Source organism: Cellulomonas humilata (genome assembly GCF_013359775.1).
In the GTDB taxonomy this organism is placed as follows: domain Bacteria; phylum Actinomycetota; class Actinomycetes; order Actinomycetales; family Cellulomonadaceae; genus Cellulomonas; species Cellulomonas humilata.
Genome location: NZ_JABMCI010000056.1, coordinates 42,372 through 58,634 on the forward strand (window position 1 = coordinate 42,372; position 16,263 = coordinate 58,634).

The window sequence follows — 16,263 nt, forward strand, 5'->3', positions numbered from 1 at the left end:
GGCTCCTCACGGGGTGACTTCACCCTGGAACGCCGCCGCGGGAACTGCGGCGTCGTGACTGACCGTGACTTTGACCGGGCCCCCCTCGGTCGGTGCACGGAAGACATAGGTCGCGTCCGCCGACTCCCCCGGCGCGAGCACGCCCGAGTAGCCCTTCACGTTCGGGTCGCTGGCGAGCTCCACGCTCGGCACGCCCGACTGCGAGTAGACGTTGACGACCACGAAGTTCAGGTCGAGCGGTGCTCCCGAGTCGTTCCGGACGGTCATCGCGATGGCGAGCGCCGGACCCGACCGCTCGCCGATGGCACGGCCGACGCCCTCGATCCGGGTGATGCTGGTGAGGCTGACCACGGCCTTGTCGCCCGGGTCCGCCGGCTGGTCGAGCGCCACCGGCGGCGCCTCGGCGAAGTCCTCGACGTGCACGACGGTGCTGTCGGCCGGGTCCGTCCCCTCCACGGGCCCGGTCGTCGGCACCTGCGCGGGGTCGACCGACGGGTCGGCGGACGGGTCCGCCTCGTCGCTCGAGGACTCGTCCGCTCCGGCGGACCTGGTCGCGGTGGGAGTGGGCTCGGACGCCCCGGGGTCGGTGCTCACACCCCAGTTCTGGGCGATGCCGAAGGCGGCGCCGCCGAGCAGGACCACGGCTGCCGCCGAGCCTGCGACCCACTGGAGCGTTCGCCGCTGCATGACTCCACCCGATCCAGAAAGGCCCCCAGGGTCTGGGGGCTCATCCGGCGAGAATACGAGCGAAATCTGGACAGACCACCATATTCCTGCACACTTCACCCCGTCCGATCGGGTGATCTCCAGTCACCGCAGCGCGTAGGCCGCCAGTGCACCCGCTCGGAGGACAGATGCGCAGGTCAGAGCGATGGCGGCGCCCGTGATGCCACCCAGCGAGGCGCCCAGCGGGACCGCTGCCACGGTCACCGCAGCGGAGATTGTGCCGATGACTGCGACCAGGTGCTCGCGTGACTGACCCTGCAGCAGCGCGGCCAGCACGGCGGCGACGGCGAAGAACGGCAGTCCGGCGAGCGTCCACGCCAGCACCGGACCGCTGCCCGCGTACGTGGGGCCCATCACGAACGTGACGATCTGCTCGGCGAACACCATGAACGGGACCAGCAGCAGCCCCCCGCCGAGCAGGGCCGCCACCAGCCGCACGCCCAGCCGGCGGGCCCCCGGGGGGTCGAGCCGGGCCGCCCGGGGAGCCACGACGGCGGCCAGCGACTGCGGGATCAGCAGCACCGGCTGGACCAGCTTCACCGCCGCCGCGTACAGACCGGCGGCGGCGGGCGAGAGGACCGCGGCGACGAGCGGCACGTCGAGCGTCCGGGCCTGCCCGGCCACGTTGGCGACGAGGAACGGCCAGCCCCGGCGCGCGAGATCCCCGGTCGGCACGGCTGACGCGCTGCCCGGCAGGTCCCGCACGCGCAGCCGGACGTGCACCTGGGCGGCGACCGCCCCGGCGAGGAGCCCCAGCGTGTACGCCACCACCGGGTCGATGCCGGCCACGATCCCGAGCGCCAGCACGACGAGGCTGACCGTGCGGCGCAGCACCATCGAGGTCGCGGCGGTCCGCGCGTCGCCGTCGGCGATCGGCACGCCGAGCACCGTGTCCACGTTGCGCTCGAGGCCGAGCGACAGGCAGATCAGCGCCACGGCCAGCGGAGCGTGGTGCTCCACCGCCCACCAGCCCGTGAGCGCCAGGAGCACCGGGGTGGTCACGGCGGTGCTCAGCCAGTTGAGCCGCAGGCCTGCCCGGACGTCGTCGTCGGCGCCCAGGGCCCGCGCGCGCGGCACGAAGGCGGCCATGCCGAACCCGGTGACGACGAGCAGGAAGCCGACGAGGGCGATGACGGCCGTCACCGCACCGAACGAGGCGGCAGGGACGGACCGCGCGAGGACGATCAGGGCGAGCGCCTGGAGGCCGCTGCCCAGCCCGCGCGAGACGAGGATGCCGAGGAACTGGGCCCTCACCGCGCGGCCCCGGGGCACAGGGGTGGCGCCAGCAGGGGCCGGGGGCGCGACATGGCGGCGAACGTAGCACCGACTTTTCACCATCGACCCCGCCGGGTCCGGCCCGTAGCCTCGACCGCGTGACCACACCCGGCCTGAGCAGCGCAGTCGTCTCCGCGCGCGCCGCGCTCGCCGACCGCACGGTGCCGTTCGTCGTGGTCGGCCTCACCGCGGCGCTCGTCGGCGCCGGGTGGGTGGGCGGCCTGCCGTCGGTCGTCCTGATCGCCTTCGCGACGCTCCCGCTCGTGATCGTCTTCGGCTACCGCGTCGCGCTGCTCGGGCTGACCGTGATCCTGGTCCTGCGGGCGCTCGTCGACAGCTCGGGCGGGCCCACCATCTCGGCCGGCGTCGCCGCCGGGGTGATCGGGCTGTCGGTGTTCGTGCTCGTCCGCTCCCCCAGCTGGCCGGTCCGGGTGCTGGTGATCGCGCTCGCGCTCTTCGCGTCGGCCGCCGCCGGCTCGGCGACCTACGGGGCGGCGGAGACGTACGGGGAGGCCGTCCGGGTCCTGTCGCTCGTCGCGGTCGCCGTCGTCACGATCAACGCGCCCGGCACGGTGACGTTCGGGCGGGTCACGGGCGTCGTCCAGCTGATCGGGGTGGTGCCGGCGCTCGTGGCGCTCCTCCAGTTCGTCACCGGCACGGGGACCCCCAGCGCCGGCGTCCTGAGGTCGACGGGCACCCTCTCCCAGGCCAACTCCGCGGCCGCCCTGTTCGCCCTGTGCGCCATCGCCACGTTCGCGCGGCTGCTGGCGGGTGGGCGGCGGAAGTGGCTCGACGGCGGCCTGCTCGTCGTCTTTCTCGTCGCGCTGGTCACCACGGCGAGCGTCGGCGGCTTCCTCACCGTGCTGGTGATGGTGATCGTCTACCTGCTGGTCGAGGCGGGACGCCGGATGCACCGGGTGGTGCTGGGCATGCTCGCGATCGTTGTCGTCGTGGCCGCCACCGTGAACTCGGAGATCGGCGCCGCCCGGTTCTCCGAGTTCTCCGGGGGCACCCAGGACAACTCGCTCGGGTGGCGCTTCCAGGCGTGGGGCAAGGTGCTGGCGGCCTGGCACGAGCACCCCGTGTTCGGCAACGGGCTGGGCGCGACGACCAGCGGCATCATCCTGAAGTCGATCCCGCACAACGAGTACGTCCGGATGCTGGCCGAGGTGGGGCTGGTCGGCCTCGCCGCCGTGTCGCTGCTGGCCGTCTGGTACGCGGTCGCGATGGTCCGTCGCCTCGGCACCGGCGCCCCGCGCAAGGTCGTCGCGCTCGGGATCGCGGTCCTCGTCGGCAGCATGGTCAACGCCGTCGCCGCCAACACCATGCTCTACACCGTCGCGTTCATGGCCACCGTGTACGTTCTGGCGGCATGCTGGCGGATGGCTCGAGAGACACCCTTGCCCGACGCGGTGCCCGCGAGCGGGGCGGCGCCCGCGAGCGAGCCGGTGCGGCACCGGGTGACCGCGTGACGCCCCGCGTGCGCGTGCTGGAGGTGCTGGAACCACCGGACGGCACCACGCGCTACGCCGACCAGCTGGTGGAGCCCCTCCCCGACCACGTCGAGGTCGTCTGGTTCACGTGGCGGCGCGCCCTGCGCGAGAAGTACGACGTGCTGCACGTGCACTGGCCCGAGTGGCTGGTGCGGACGCGCCCCTCGACGCTGCCCCGCCGGGTGGCCACGCGGCTGGCGTTCGTCGCGCTCCTGCTCCGGCTGCGCCTGACCCGCACGGCGATCGTGCGCACCGAGCACAACCCGGAGCCGCACGAGCCCGGCGGTCGCACCGAGCGCGCGCTGCTGCGCTGGCTCGACCGGCGCACCACCCTGCGGGTGCACCTCAACCCGCTGCCCGGCGGCGAGGGGCCCCACGACGTGGTCATCCCGCTGGGGCACTACCGCGCGCAGCTCGGCGGCCACCCCATCTCCGCGCGCGTGCCCGGCCTGCTCGTGTACTTCGGCAAGATCCGCGACTACAAGGGCGTCGACCTGCTGCTCGACGCGTTCGCCCAGGCGCGCGCCGGTCTCACGCTCCGGGTGGTGGGCAACCCGCAGACCCCGCAGTGGCGCGCGCTGGTCGAGGACGCGGCCCGCGAGGACCCGCGGATCGGGCACGTGCTGGAGTTCGTCGCCGACGACACCCTGGTCGGGGAGGTCACCGCGGCCGAGCTGGCGGTGCTGCCCTACCGCGACCTGCACAACTCCGCCGTGGTCCTGGTGGCCCTGTCGCTGGACACGCCCGTCCTGGTCCCGTCGACGCCGGTCACCCGGGGGCTCGCGCAGGAGGTGGGTCCCGGCTGGGTGCACTTCTTCGAGGGGACGCTGGACACGGCCGACCTGCACCGCGCGGTCGACGACCTGCGCGCAGCGCCTCCCGTCGGCCGGCCGCAGCTGGACGCCCGGGCGTGGGACGTCATCGGTGCGTCGTACGCACGGGCGTTCGAGGCCGCGGCGCGCTCGGCGCACCACCCGGGGGCCGCCACGAATCACCCGGAGAGCGTGCAGATCGCTTAGTAGAGTGGGCGGACGTCACGGGGGGATCTCCGCCGCGCGGGACTGCCGCCGACGACGTCGAGGAATCCGAGGGCCACTGTGGAGCTTCGTCAGCTGATCGCGCTCATGCGCCGCCACTGGCCCAGCGTCGTCATCCTGACGGTCCTGGGTGCCGTGGCGGGCCTGGGCCTGTCGCTGGCCACTCCCAAGGAGTACAGCGCCCGCAACCAGGTCCTCATCACGGTGCAGGTCGGCGACTCGATCGGTGACCTGAACCAGGGCACCTCCTACGCGGAGCGGGTGGTCGCCACCTACTCCATGGTCGCCCGGTCCCCCGTGGTGCTCGACCCGGTGGTCGCGGAGCTCGGCCTGCCCGGCAGCGGCCGCACGCTGCGGGGCGCCGTCGCGGTGAGCACCGACCCCGCCGCCCCGATCATCACGATCACCGCCACCTGGGGGAACCCGGAGGCGGCCGCCGCGATCGCCAACTCCGTGGCCAAGAACCTCGCGCTCACCGTGCAGGACCTGTCGCCCACCGCCGTGGACGGCTCCCCGACCGTCCTGGTCAACTCGATCGACCCCGCGACGCCACCTGGCCGTGCGTCCGTCCCGCACACGCGGCAGAACATCGTGCTCGGCGCGGTCCTCGGCCTGGTGCTGGGGCTCGGCTGGGCGGCGCTGCGCACCACGCTCGACGTGAAGGTCCGCACCGGTGAGGACGTCGCCGCGCTCGTCCCGGTGCCCGTGCTGGCCACCGTGGCCGTCGACGCACAGGCCTCCGCGCGCACCCCCGTGATCATCGCCCCGACCGCCAGCGCACGCTCGGAGGAGTACCGCCGGCTGCGCACCAACCTCCAGTTCGTCAACGTGGCCAACCGGCCGCGCTCGATCGTCGTGACGTCCTCCCGCAGCGGCGAGGGCAAGTCGGTGACGGTCGCCAACCTGGCGGCCACCCTGGCCAGCGCCGGTGCGCGCGTCTGCCTGGTCGACGCCGACCTGCGGCGCCCGTCGATCGCCAAGTACCTGGGCCTCGAGGGGGCCGTCGGGCTGACGACCATCCTCATCGGCCGCGTGTCGCTGGACGACGCCCTCCAGCCGTACGGCGACGAGAACCTCCAGGTCCTGGCGTCGGGCCAGATCCCGCCGAACCCGAGCGAGCTGCTCGGGTCGGACGCCATGGTGGCCCTGCTGGCCCAGCTCCGGCACAGGTTCGACATGGTGCTGGTGGACACCGCCCCGCTCCTGCCCGTCACCGACGCCGCGATCCTCAGCACGTCGGTGGACGGCGTCCTGGTGGTGGCCGGCAGCGGCATCGTCACGCGCGAGCAGCTCAAGCAGTCGATCTCGATGCTCGACGCGGTGGACGCGCACATCCTCGGCATCGTGCTCAACCGCACCAAGCGCGCCGGCGACGGCATGGCCACCTACACCTACCGGGCCGACGCTCGGCACGGCCTCCTCGAGGCCACGGCCGCCGAGCGTCGGGCCTCCTCCGCGAGCACCCAGCAGGCGGCACCGGTTGCGGCTCCGACGGCCCCGGACGCAGCTCCGGAAGCCGCTCCGGCGGCGGCCTCCGCGGCACCAGCCACAGCAGACGATCACGACGGGACCCCCGACGAGCTCGCGGCGGCCTCGGGCGCCGGACCCCTGGTCGGCGCGCCGCCCGCCGAGGACTCGCACGACCGGTCGGTCTCCGACGGGCTGCGCGAGCACGACTCCGCGGCGTTCGCCGGGCTGGCGCACCACGGGGAGAGGGACGCCCGGTCCCCGCAGGACGCGCCGTCCGAGCCAGGCACCGAGGAGGAGCACCGCCACCCGGTGGCGTGACCGACCGGCTCAGGGCTGCGGGGAGGTCTTCTCGCCGCGCTGCGCCGCGTGCCGGACCAGCGTGACCACCTCGGCCACGTCCCGGCGGACGGGCCGCACCGCGAGGGCGACCACGGCGACGAGGGCGGCCCCGGCGGCCAGCCCCGCCGCCAGCGCGATCAGGGGCCCGTCGATCGCCTGGCTCACGTACCAGCTGGCCAGTGCGGCCGGGAGCGCGACGCCGAGCAGGGCCCGGACCGCGCGCCACACCAGCGGACCGGCGGCCAGGCCGGCGGACCGGCTGGCGACGAGCAGCCCGACGATCCAGTAGACGGGCCAGACCGCGACGGCGGCCCAGGCGGCACCGACCGCCCCCTGGCTGGCGCCGAGCACGATGACCGCCACCATCACGGGCTGCGCCCACAGGTCGAGCGCGAACTGGGCACCGGGCCGACCGCTGGACAGGAACATCCAGTACGCCAGCTGGGACAGCGACCGGAACACGCCGGCGATCGCCAGCAGGGCCAGGATCGGCGCCGCCTCCGACCAGCCGGGGCCGAGCAGGACGGCGACGATCGGCACGGCCAGCCCGGCGACGAACGCCAGGACCGTGGCCGTGCCGTACGCGCCGGCCAGCTGCGCACGCAGGACGGCACGCGAGAACCGGGCGGGATCGAGGTGCGCCTTGGAGAGCATGGGCAGCGCGACGCGGGTGAGCGGTCCGTTGATCTGGTTGAGCGGAACCACGGCGATCTGCTGCGCGCGGTTGTAGCCACCCAGCACCGAGGAGCCCCAGAACGCACCCAGCGCCACGGTGTCCGCGTTCTTGGCCGCGTACCCGAGCACCTGCGTGCCGAACACCGACAGGCCGAACCGGAAGAACCGGCGGATCGAGGTGCACCGCTGCGGCAGACCGGGACGCCACCGCGTGCTGACCACGTTCACCACGAGCGCCACCACCGCCACCGTCAGCTGCTGCGCGACGATCGCCCAGTAGCCCCCGCCCAAGAGCGCGACGGCGATCGCGACGAGGGTGCCCACCAGCTGGGCGAGCACGTCGGAGCTGGCCAGGGCGACGAACCGTAGCGCGCGCCCGAGGTCGGCGCGGTACTGGGTGTTGATGCCGGAGATGAGCAGGACGAGCGAGAGGGCCGGGACGATGTGCGCGAGGGTGGGCTCGTCGTAGAGCGCGACGAGCAGCGGGGTGGACGCCGCGACGGCCACGGTGCACAGCAGCCCGAGACCGGTGTTGGCCCAGAAGAGGTTGACCCGCTCCCCGCGGCTCACGCTCGGTGCCTGCACCGCCGCGGACGACAGGCCGAAGTCGCGCAGGATGTCGGCGAGACCGATCGCGGCGGTGACCATCGCCACCACACCGAAGTCGGCCGGCTCGAGCAGCCGCGCGAGCACGGCGAGCCCGACCAGCTGGAGCACGATCCGGAAGCCCTGGCCGCCGATGGACGCGGCCGAGCCGCGCACAGCCGTCCTGGCCAGGGTCATCCGGTGCCTCGCACGGCCCCGCGCAGCCGCCCGCGCAGCCCGTCCAGGCTGTCGCGCGCCCGGCGGACGGCGTCGATTAGCTCGGGCCGACGCGCGTCGAGGGCGTCGACGCGTGCCAGGGCCGCGGGCACGTCGACGTCCTGGCTGCTGAACGCGACCCCGGTCGCGCCCACCGTCGCCAGGCTCCGCTCCAGCTTGCCGGCCGACCCGGGGGCCAGCCCGACGGGCAGCGCACCCTCGGTGTGGCCGAGCACCAGCGCGTGCAGCCGGTCGCTCACCACGAACGACGCGCGCCGGTAGACGTCCCGCACCACCTTCTCGGCGGCGGCGTGGTCGATGCCGTCCCACGCGACGAGCTCCCCGCCCAGGTCGGCGGCCAGGTCCCGCGCCCGCGGGAGGTCGCGCCCCACCTGCGGGACGACGACGACATCGAGCGACCGGTCCGCCGCCAGCGCGCGGACCGTGTCGGTCCAGACCGGGCCCGGGGCGGGCCGGTCGCCGCGCAACGAGACCGCGAGCACCGGACGGTCGGCGCCGGTGAGGGCTGCCGTGAGGTCCTGCGTGCCGAACGCGTACCCCCAGTCGGGGGCCACCGACCCACGGCCCACCCAGGCGCGGCTGTCGGCGTCGCGCCAGGCGACGACGCTCACCGGCAGCAGCCCGAGGTTCAGCACCCGGCCCCACAGCGGGTGCGGCGCCCGCAGCCCGAGGCCCACGTGCAGCCCGGCGCCGCCGCGCAGCCGGCTGAGCGCGACCAGCGGTGCGGTCTTGAGCAGGTGCCCGGCGTAGCCCGGGGTCGCGTAGGTCTCCCCGGCGTTGAAGCCGTACACCGCGCCGCCCCACGCGCCCGCGGCGGACCGGCGGGCCCACTCGCGGCGGTCGCGGACGAGCAGGTCCTGCGCCTGGAGCCCCAGCGCGCCCACGTAGCCGTCGGGCAGCCCGTCGACGTTCACCACCAGCCGCCCGAGCGGGCGCAGCGCGTCCAGGAGGCCCCGGCGCAGCACGGAGTCACCCAGGTTGTCGGCCTGCCCGCGGGCGGAGACCAGGACGTCACGCACGGGGACCACCCTGCCCTGCGGTGATCGCGTCGGGAACCCCGTCGCCGGCGTCCACCCGTTCGCCGTCGGCCGGGCGCGGGGCACCGAGCAGCACGACGCACAGCGGCACCAGCACGTACGGCCAGAACATGGTGCGGTCGACCACCCCGAACGGCACCTCGACGATCCCTGCCGCGACGATCGCCGTGACCGTGAGCGTGGGCCAGACGTCCCCGACGGCCGCGGCACGGACAGCGCGCACGGTGCCGACGACCAGCAGCGCGCCGACCACCACGACCAGGACCGCTCCCCCGGTGACCAGCAGCTGCATGAGCTGGTTGTGCGCGTGGTACGCGTAGCCGCCGAGGTCGTCCGCGGACCCGGCCAGCCGGTCGTAGAAGTCCCAGCCGCGGCCCAGCACGGGGGCGTCCGCCCACTCGTCCCGGCCGGCCATCCAGTAGCCACCGCGGTTCGCCATCGCGCTCGCCGACGTGGTGACCAGCGGCAGCACCACCGCGACCAGGGCCACCACCCCCATGCCGAGGCCGGCGACCAGAGCCCGCCGGCGCGCGGGCACGAGCGCCAGCACGGCGGCCGCGACGAGCACGACCACCGCGGCGAGCCACGCGCCCCGGGAGTAGGACCAGCCGAGGGCGACCAGCACGAGCGCACCGGCGACCAGCCGGGAGGCACCCCGCAGCGCGAGCACCGACGGGATGCCGACCGCGAGCGCGAGGCCGAGGTTGTTCCCGGAGGGCAGCAGCCCGGCCAGGATGCCGAAGGGTCCGGACTTCTCCGCGTCCGCGCCCTCGTAGTCCTGGTACCGGGCCAGGTCGGGGACGACGAGCCCGGCGACGATGCTCAGCGCGGCGGTCGCGGCGGTCAGCCACCCGAGCACGGGGACGGCGCGCCACGAGATGCGGACCACCCACGCCGCGCCGACGACCGCGGGGTACAGCACGGTCATCACCGGGGGCCGCGAGCCCGCGACCAGCGCGGCGGCCATCACGACGACCCACGGGAGCACGAGCAGGGCGAGCAGCGGCCACCGGGTCCAGGGGGCGGTCCGCAGACCGAGCACGACGAGCACCGCGCACAGGGCGAGCAGCCCGGCGTTGCACACCGTCGTGAGCCCGTCGACCAGGGAGCTCGTGCGGTCGGTGCCATCCGTGACGGGCTGGAACCCGCGCCCCTCGGTGGCCAGGACCGCCAGCTGCGGGAGCACGGCAGCGAGCCAGACGCCGACGACGAGCACGGCGTCGCGACGGTCCCGGAGCGCGTCGAGGACGCGCGCGATCACCGGCCCTCCCCGAGCAGGACGCCCACCGCGCGGTGCCCCACCACCGTGACCGTCGACCACCACCGCACGGGGGCGCTCGCGCCGACCACCCGGCGCACGTCCGCGGCCTGCCCACGCAGGTAGCGGCGGTCGCTGCGGGTGAGCAGCGCGTCGTGCTTGCGGGCGTACATCCGGATGCCGTCGAGGCGCCGCTGCGTCTTGTCCGTGAGCTGGCCCTGGGCGTGCACCCGGTTGGTCACCAGCAGCTCCGGCACCACGGCGTAGGTGAGCCCGGCCGAGAGCGCGCGGACCAGCAGGTCCTTGTCGTTGGACACCGGCAGCACCGGGTCGAAGCCGCCCAGCCCGCGGAACGCCGCGGTGCGCATGACGAAGTTGGAGCCGACGAAGCCGGGGTTGCGCGCGACGACGTCCTTCGCCCCCAGGCCCGGGGCGATGCGTGCCATCCGGTAGCCCGGCTCGTCGGCGTGCGTCCAGGCGACCGCGAAGTCGTGGTCGCCCTCCACGAGCGCGCCGACCGTCCTGCGCAGGAAGTCGGGCTCCCACAGGTCGTCGTCGTCGAGGAACGCCACCAGCTCGGTCTGCACCAGGACGGTGCCCGCGTTGCGCGACGCCCCCGCGGTGCCGGCCTGCGGGCCCGACGAGTCCAGGTAGCGCACGGGCACGTCGGACTCGGCGTGCAGCCGTGCGACCACGGCCTGCGTAGCCGCCGATCCCAGGTCGTCGCTCACCACGACCCCCCGCAGACGGACGTCCGTGCCGAGGTCCTGCCCCAGCACGGACGCGACGGCCTCGGCGAGCAGACGGTCGCGGCCGTGGGTCGGGATCACGCAGGTGACGTCAGCCACCACCGGCCCCGATGTACTCCCACTGGCGGGCGAGGCCCTCCTCGACGCTCACCTTGGGCTTCCACCCGAGCAGGTCGCGTGCCAGCGACGCGTCGCCGCCGGTACGCCACGCGTCCCCGTCGACCGTCGGGTGCCGCTCGACCCTGACCTGGCGGCCGGTCACGGAGTGGATCACCTGGAGGACCTCGTTGACGGTGACGTTGGTGCCGCCGGCGACGTTGAGCACCGTGCCGGGCGCGACCGTCTCGGTGGCCGCCAGCACGTTGGCCTCGACCACGTCGTCCACGTAGGTGAAGTCGCGGATCTGCTCGCCCGAGCCGTACAGCGTGATCGGCCGGTCGTCGCGGACCGCGGTGAGGAACCGGGTGAACGCCATGTCCGGGCGCTGCCGAGGACCGAAGACCGTGAAGTACCGCAGTGAGACCGTCGGGACCCCGAAGTTCGAGGCGTACAGCGAGCACAGGTGCTCGGCCGCCAGCTTGGTCACGCCGTAGGGGCTGACCGGCTGCGGGAGGTCCACCTCGAGCACGGGGAACCGCGCGGCGTCCCCGTACACCGACGAGGAGGACGCGTACACCAGCCGGCGCAGGCCGGAGGCGCGCTTGGCGGCCTCGAGCAGGGCCTGCGTGGCCGCCACGTTGGCGTCGAGGTAGATGCCGAACTCGTCGCCCCAGCTGGCGCGGACGCCGGGCTGGCCGGCCTCGTGGAACACCACGTCGACGCCGTCCAGGAGCGCGTCGAGGTCGGCCGTGCGCAGGTCGTCCTGCACGAACGTGAAGGCGCCGCCGAGCCGCTCGAGGTTGGCCCGCTTGAGCGCGGGGTCGTAGTAGGGCGTCAGCGCGTCGATCCCCGTGACGTCCCACCCGTCGGCGAGCAGGCGTGCGCTCAGCGTGCTCCCGATGAACCCTGCGGCCCCCGTGACCAGTGCCTTCATGGTTGATCCTTCCGCTGGGCGAACGACCGGGCGACGACACTGAGGAAGTGCGGACCGCGGACCAGATACCGACCCGCCAGCCGACGCGGTTCCTGCGCCATCCGGAAGAGCCACTCCATACCGATCTTCTGCACGAGCACCGGAGCGCGACGCTTGGTCCCGGCGACGAAGTCGACCGCGGCACCGGCGCCCACGTAGACCCCCGGCGGCAGCTTCTCGCGCCAGTGGGAGACCCAGACGTCCTGCTTGGGCGAGCCCAGGCAGACGAAGACGATGTCCGCCTGTGCCGCGTGCAGGTCCGCGATCACCTGCCCCGACTCGGCGTCGCCCACGTCCGCGATCTTGGGGAACGGGATCGAGACGACGTCGGCGCCGTAGTGGTCACGCAGGTGGTCGGCCGCGAGCTCGCTCACGCTCGGGGCACCGCCCATGAGCGCGATCCGCCAGCCGCGCTGGCAGGACAGCCGCGCGGCGATCGGGAGCAGGTCCGCGCCGGTGAGCCGCTGGAGCCCGTGCGCGCCCAGCATCCTGGCCAGCACCACGAGCGGCGTACCGTCCGCGATCCGGATCTCCGCCTCGTCGTACGCGACGTGCAGCGCCGAGTCGTGCTCGATCCCGATGGTCTGGTCGACGTTGGGCGTGACGATGGAGTACACCTCGTCCGCGGGCAGGAGCTGGTCGATCCGCGCGATCAGCGCGTCCGCGTCCCCGACGAACAGGGGCCGACCCGCCAGCGTGACCTCACCCGAGCGGGAGACGTGCACCGAGACCTTCGAGCGGTCACCCCGGGGCACCGACGATCCTCGCGACGAGCCGCGGGGCGGCGTAGACGGAGGCGGTGTCCCGGGCCGCGCTGCGGTGGAGGACGCTGGCCTCGCTGATGGCGTGAGCAAGGTCATCGGGGTTCCTCTCGGTGACGACGTAGCCGTTGTGGCCGGGTCGCACCAACGACCCGGTGTCGGAGCCGTCCGTCACCACGGCCGGCAGACCTGAGGCCATCGCCTCCACGAGCACGCGGGGGAACCCCTCGTAGCCCGGGTGCGAGGTCATGAGGAAGACGCCGGCGTCGGCCATGGCCGTCGCGACCTCCTCGGGGGCGAGCCGACCCAGGAGCCGGACGCGCCGGCCCACCTCGGTGGGGAGCTCGGCGACCGCACGCTCCAGGTCGGGCAGCTGGGTCCCGGTGCCGACGACGTCGAGGGTCCAGTCCTGGTCCGGCGCGGACTCCAGCAGCCGCCGGAACGACTCGATCGCCAGCGCGGGGTCCTTCGGCTGCTCGAGCCGGCCCACCCAGATGACGCGCTGCGGGTGCAGCGCCTGGGCGCGGTAGCGCACGAGCGTCGGGTCGAACCACGTCGGCGAGAACATCGCGTCCGGGTTGATGGTCTGCGCGGTCTCCGCGAAGTCCGGGTTGAACACCACCACGGAGTGCGCGTCGCGCAGGAGCTTGTGCTCGACGCGGGCGTGCACCGAGCCCGCCTTGCGCCAGAACGAGTCCGAGGTGGCCCCGGTCAACCCGTGCTCCTGCGTGTGCACGAAGTAGGCGAGGGGCCGCCTCAGCACCCGTGCGGCGACCGCGGCGACGTCGGCGCGGTGCGCCTGCACGACGGTGCTCGCCGGCAGCGCGTGCCGGTACCGGACGAGCCCCGCGGCGAGCCGGACGGAGTGCGGGACGCGTCGGCGCTGGTCACCCGGGTCGAGCCGGACGACGGGCAGGAACCACACCACCCGCTCACCCACCCGGTGCTGCTCCCACTGCCCGAGCCTGCGGTCCTCGACGACGCCTCCCGCGTCCACCCCGACGATCGCGAACGTGACGTCGGCAGGCGCGTGCCGGACGAGGCCACGGATGCACGTCTCGATCCCCCCGGGCGACTGGCGCGCGAGGTCGATCTGGTGGACCACGAGGCGGTCGACGACGTCCGGAGGGGCGGCCCGCACGACGGCGGGCTCGTCATCCTCCAGGAACGAGATGTCGGGCCGGGTCTCGGTCACGAGTACCTCCAGGTCCAGGGTGTGGTCGGGGCCGCGGTCGCGGGCGATCGGGTCAGTAGGCACCGCTGGGTCGCAGCACGGCCCGGAAGGTCTTCCAGAGGATGAGCAGGTCCATCGAGACGGACCAGTTGTCGACGTAGCGCAGGTCGAGCTTCACCGACTCCTCCCAGGACAGGTCGGAGCGGCCGGAGACCTGCCAGAGGCCGGTCAGTCCCGGACGGACCCGGAGGCGCCGCTGGACGGCGTCCGCGTAGGCGGCCACCTCCTCGGCGAGCGGGGGACGCGGACCGACCAGCGACATGTCGCCACGGACCACGTTGAACAGCTGCGGGAGCTCGTCCAGCGAGTACTTGCGCAGCACGCGACCCACGGAGGTGACCCGTGGGTCGTGACGCATCTTGAAGAGGATCGCGTTGCCCTCGCTGGAACCCAGCAGCTCGGCGCGACGCCTGTCCGCATCGACATACATCGTGCGGAGCTTCCACATGGTGAACTCCGCGCCGTCGACGCCGATGCGGGTCTGCTTGTAGAAGGCCGGACCCGGGGACGTCAGCCGCACCGCGAGCGCGGCCACGAGGATCACCGGCAGGGCCACCAGCATGATCAGCCCGCCGAGCGTCCGGTCCAGGGCGGTCTTGGCCGCCATCCGACCGCGCGAGGCGCCCACCTCGACCTCGAGCAGCGAGAGGCCGCCCGTGGGTCGCATGGTCAGCCGCGGGGCGGCGATGTCCTCGAGGTCGGTGGCCATGATGAGCTGGGCACCGGCCCGGTCCAGCGCCCACGAGAGGCGCCGCAGTCCGTTGCCGCCGATGTACGAGCCCGCGACCACCACGACGTCCACGGAGCGGTCGACGACCACCTGCGGGACGTCGCACACCGCGCCGATCATCGGGGCGCCCGCGACGGTCTGCTGCTCGTCGACGCTGGGCAGGCACACGCCGACCACCCGGTACCCGTGCGCCGGGTCGACCGCGAGGTCCTGGACCACCGTGGCCACCGGACCGGGCTCGCCGACGACGACCGTGCGCATCATGGCCTGCCCGTGCAGCCGCAGCTTGGTCAGCGAGCGGCGCAGGAGGAGCCGCGCGGCGACCGCGAGGAGCGCGGCGGCCGGCACGACGACGAACACGAGGAAGCGGGAGACCTCGGCCTTGAACGCGTAGCTGGCCAGGACCAGGACCACGACGCTCACCAGGCCGGCCCGGACGAGCACCCGGGACTCGGCGGCCGAACGACCCAGGACGGCGTCGCCGTAGCCGTGCAGGACGGCCACGAGGCCGACGAAGCCGAGCGTCGCGCCGGCGATCATGAGCGCCGTCTGGGCTCCGGGCTCGTACAGCGCGATCATCACCGGTGTGGCGACGAGCAGGATGGCCACGAGGTCGAGCAGCGCGGCGTGCACCCGGTAGGAGTGCACGAGCTGGCGCCAGGAGCCGGCGACCGCGTCAGCCGAGTTGAACGGGGTGGCGCGGCGCTCGAAGGGCTCCGCAGAGGCCCAGGAGCGGCGCTGGCCGAGTCCGCGTCCGCGACGGTCGCCGAGGCTCAGGTCCAGGTCGTCCACGATCTCTGCAGCCACAGCCCCACACCCCCGATCCGCCAAGTGGAATGGGCATGAGGCTATACGCGCCAATCGCGTAGTTCATCACCTTCTGTCCGGTTTCACCCGATGCTCGCGCAGGTGGGGGACGCCTTCACCCCTTCGTGTGAAACCGGAGCTGCGCGGCCTCGAGCCCGTCCAGGACGAGCAGCTCCACGGCGTCCGCCGCCGCGTCCAGCAGCCAGGGCAGGTCCTTCAGCTCGTTCTTCGCGAAGTCGCGCAGGACGAAGTCCGCGGGGTCCATCCGACCGGGCGGGCGGCCCACCCCCACGCGCACCCGGACGTAGTCCTTGGTGCCCAGCGCCTTCGTGGTGTCGCGCAGGCCGTTGTGGCCGCCCTCGCCGCCCCCGCGCTTGAGGCGGAGGTCGGCGAACGGGATGTCGAGCTCGTCGTGCACCAGCACGGTGCGCTCCGGGGGCACGTCGTAGTACTTCGCGAGCGCCGCCACGGGGCCGCCCGAGACGTTCATATAGGTGGTCGGCTTCGCCAGCACGACGCGCGGGCCCGGGGCACCGCCCGGCAGCACCCCGAGGCGCGCCTCGGCGACCGCCGCCTGGGGCCGGCGCGAGAGCAGCCCCGACGCGCGGGCGCCGAACGTGGCGCCCGTCCGCCGTGCCAGCTCGTCGAGCACCATCTGGCCGACGTTGTGGCGGTTGCCCGCGTACTGCGGGCCGGGGTTGCCCAGGCCGATCACCAGCCACGGTCCGTCGCTCATCGGGTCTCCTCGTGCGGGGTACGTGCGGGAACGACGACGCCC

The 16,263-nt window shown here is 73.9% G+C and carries 14 protein-coding genes; 3 read left to right on the forward strand and 11 right to left on the reverse strand.

Annotation, left to right across the window (positions count from 1 at the left end; translation table 11 throughout):
* Positions 1-6 precede the first annotated feature (6 nt).
* Both HP550_RS06315 and HP550_RS06320 read right to left on the reverse strand, forming a co-directional pair.
* On the reverse strand, positions 7-687 hold the full coding sequence (locus tag HP550_RS06315) for a hypothetical protein (protein ID WP_175346743.1): 681 nt from the start codon (positions 685-687) through the stop codon (positions 7-9).
* Positions 688-810: 123 nt separating this feature from the next.
* Positions 811-1,980, reverse strand: a complete 1,170-nt coding sequence (locus HP550_RS06320) for an oligosaccharide flippase family protein (RefSeq protein ID WP_175346744.1) — start codon at positions 1,978-1,980, stop codon at positions 811-813.
* 119 nt (positions 1,981-2,099) lie between these two features.
* Between HP550_RS06320 and HP550_RS22955 the strand changes: the two genes are divergently transcribed.
* The 3 genes from HP550_RS22955 to HP550_RS06335 all read left to right on the forward strand — a co-directional run bounded on the left by HP550_RS22955 (position 2,100) and on the right by HP550_RS06335 (position 6,319).
* Positions 2,100-3,473: an O-antigen ligase family protein gene (locus HP550_RS22955; protein ID WP_175346745.1), complete on the forward strand. Its 1,374-nt coding sequence runs from the start codon at positions 2,100-2,102 to the stop codon at positions 3,471-3,473.
* Positions 3,470-4,513, forward strand: coding sequence for a glycosyltransferase (locus HP550_RS06330; RefSeq protein WP_175346746.1), 1,044 nt, complete (start codon positions 3,470-3,472; stop codon positions 4,511-4,513). The genes HP550_RS22955 and HP550_RS06330 overlap by 4 nt, the downstream gene beginning before the upstream one ends.
* Positions 4,514-4,591: 78 nt before the next feature.
* Positions 4,592-6,319, forward strand: coding sequence for a polysaccharide biosynthesis tyrosine autokinase (locus HP550_RS06335; RefSeq protein WP_175346747.1), 1,728 nt, complete (start codon positions 4,592-4,594; stop codon positions 6,317-6,319).
* 9 nt (positions 6,320-6,328) lie between these two features.
* Here the strand turns inward: HP550_RS06335 and HP550_RS06340 are convergent, their stop codons facing one another.
* From HP550_RS06340 to pth, 9 genes are all read right to left on the reverse strand, one after another.
* Positions 6,329-7,798 carry a lipopolysaccharide biosynthesis protein gene (locus HP550_RS06340; protein WP_175346748.1) on the reverse strand — a complete coding sequence of 490 codons (1,470 nt, stop codon included), beginning with the start codon at positions 7,796-7,798 and terminating at the stop codon, positions 6,329-6,331.
* Positions 7,795-8,856: a hypothetical protein gene (locus HP550_RS06345; RefSeq protein WP_175346749.1), complete on the reverse strand. Its 1,062-nt coding sequence runs from the start codon at positions 8,854-8,856 to the stop codon at positions 7,795-7,797. The genes HP550_RS06340 and HP550_RS06345 overlap by 4 nt, the downstream gene beginning before the upstream one ends.
* Positions 8,849-10,135 (reverse strand): O-antigen ligase family protein, encoded by a 1,287-nt coding sequence (locus tag HP550_RS06350; RefSeq protein ID WP_175346750.1) that lies wholly within the window; start codon positions 10,133-10,135, stop codon positions 8,849-8,851. Before HP550_RS06350 ends, HP550_RS06345 begins: the two co-directional genes overlap by 8 nt.
* Entirely contained in the window at positions 10,132-10,962 is an 831-nt protein-coding gene (locus HP550_RS06355) for a glycosyltransferase (protein ID WP_175346751.1), read from the reverse strand. The genes HP550_RS06350 and HP550_RS06355 overlap by 4 nt, the downstream gene beginning before the upstream one ends.
* 10 nt (positions 10,963-10,972) lie before the next feature.
* The gene (locus HP550_RS06360; protein ID WP_175346752.1) at positions 10,973-11,914 is read right to left on the reverse strand and encodes an NAD-dependent epimerase/dehydratase family protein; all 942 of its coding nucleotides are present in this window, start codon (positions 11,912-11,914) and stop codon (positions 10,973-10,975) included.
* A complete protein-coding gene (locus HP550_RS22665) occupies positions 11,911-12,708 on the reverse strand; it encodes a WecB/TagA/CpsF family glycosyltransferase (protein WP_175346753.1) in 798 nt (265 codons plus the stop codon). Before HP550_RS22665 ends, HP550_RS06360 begins: the two co-directional genes overlap by 4 nt.
* On the reverse strand, positions 12,695-13,972 hold the full coding sequence (locus HP550_RS22960) for a glycosyltransferase (protein WP_175346754.1): 1,278 nt from the start codon (positions 13,970-13,972) through the stop codon (positions 12,695-12,697). The genes HP550_RS22665 and HP550_RS22960 overlap by 14 nt, the downstream gene beginning before the upstream one ends.
* Positions 13,962-15,485 carry an exopolysaccharide biosynthesis polyprenyl glycosylphosphotransferase gene (locus HP550_RS06375; RefSeq protein WP_175346755.1) on the reverse strand — a complete coding sequence of 508 codons (1,524 nt, stop codon included), beginning with the start codon at positions 15,483-15,485 and terminating at the stop codon, positions 13,962-13,964. The genes HP550_RS22960 and HP550_RS06375 overlap by 11 nt, the downstream gene beginning before the upstream one ends.
* 115 nt (positions 15,486-15,600) lie before the next feature.
* Positions 15,601-16,221 (reverse strand): aminoacyl-tRNA hydrolase, encoded by a 621-nt coding sequence (pth, locus tag HP550_RS06380; protein ID WP_175346756.1) that lies wholly within the window; start codon positions 16,219-16,221, stop codon positions 15,601-15,603.
* Positions 16,222-16,263 lie beyond the last annotated feature (42 nt).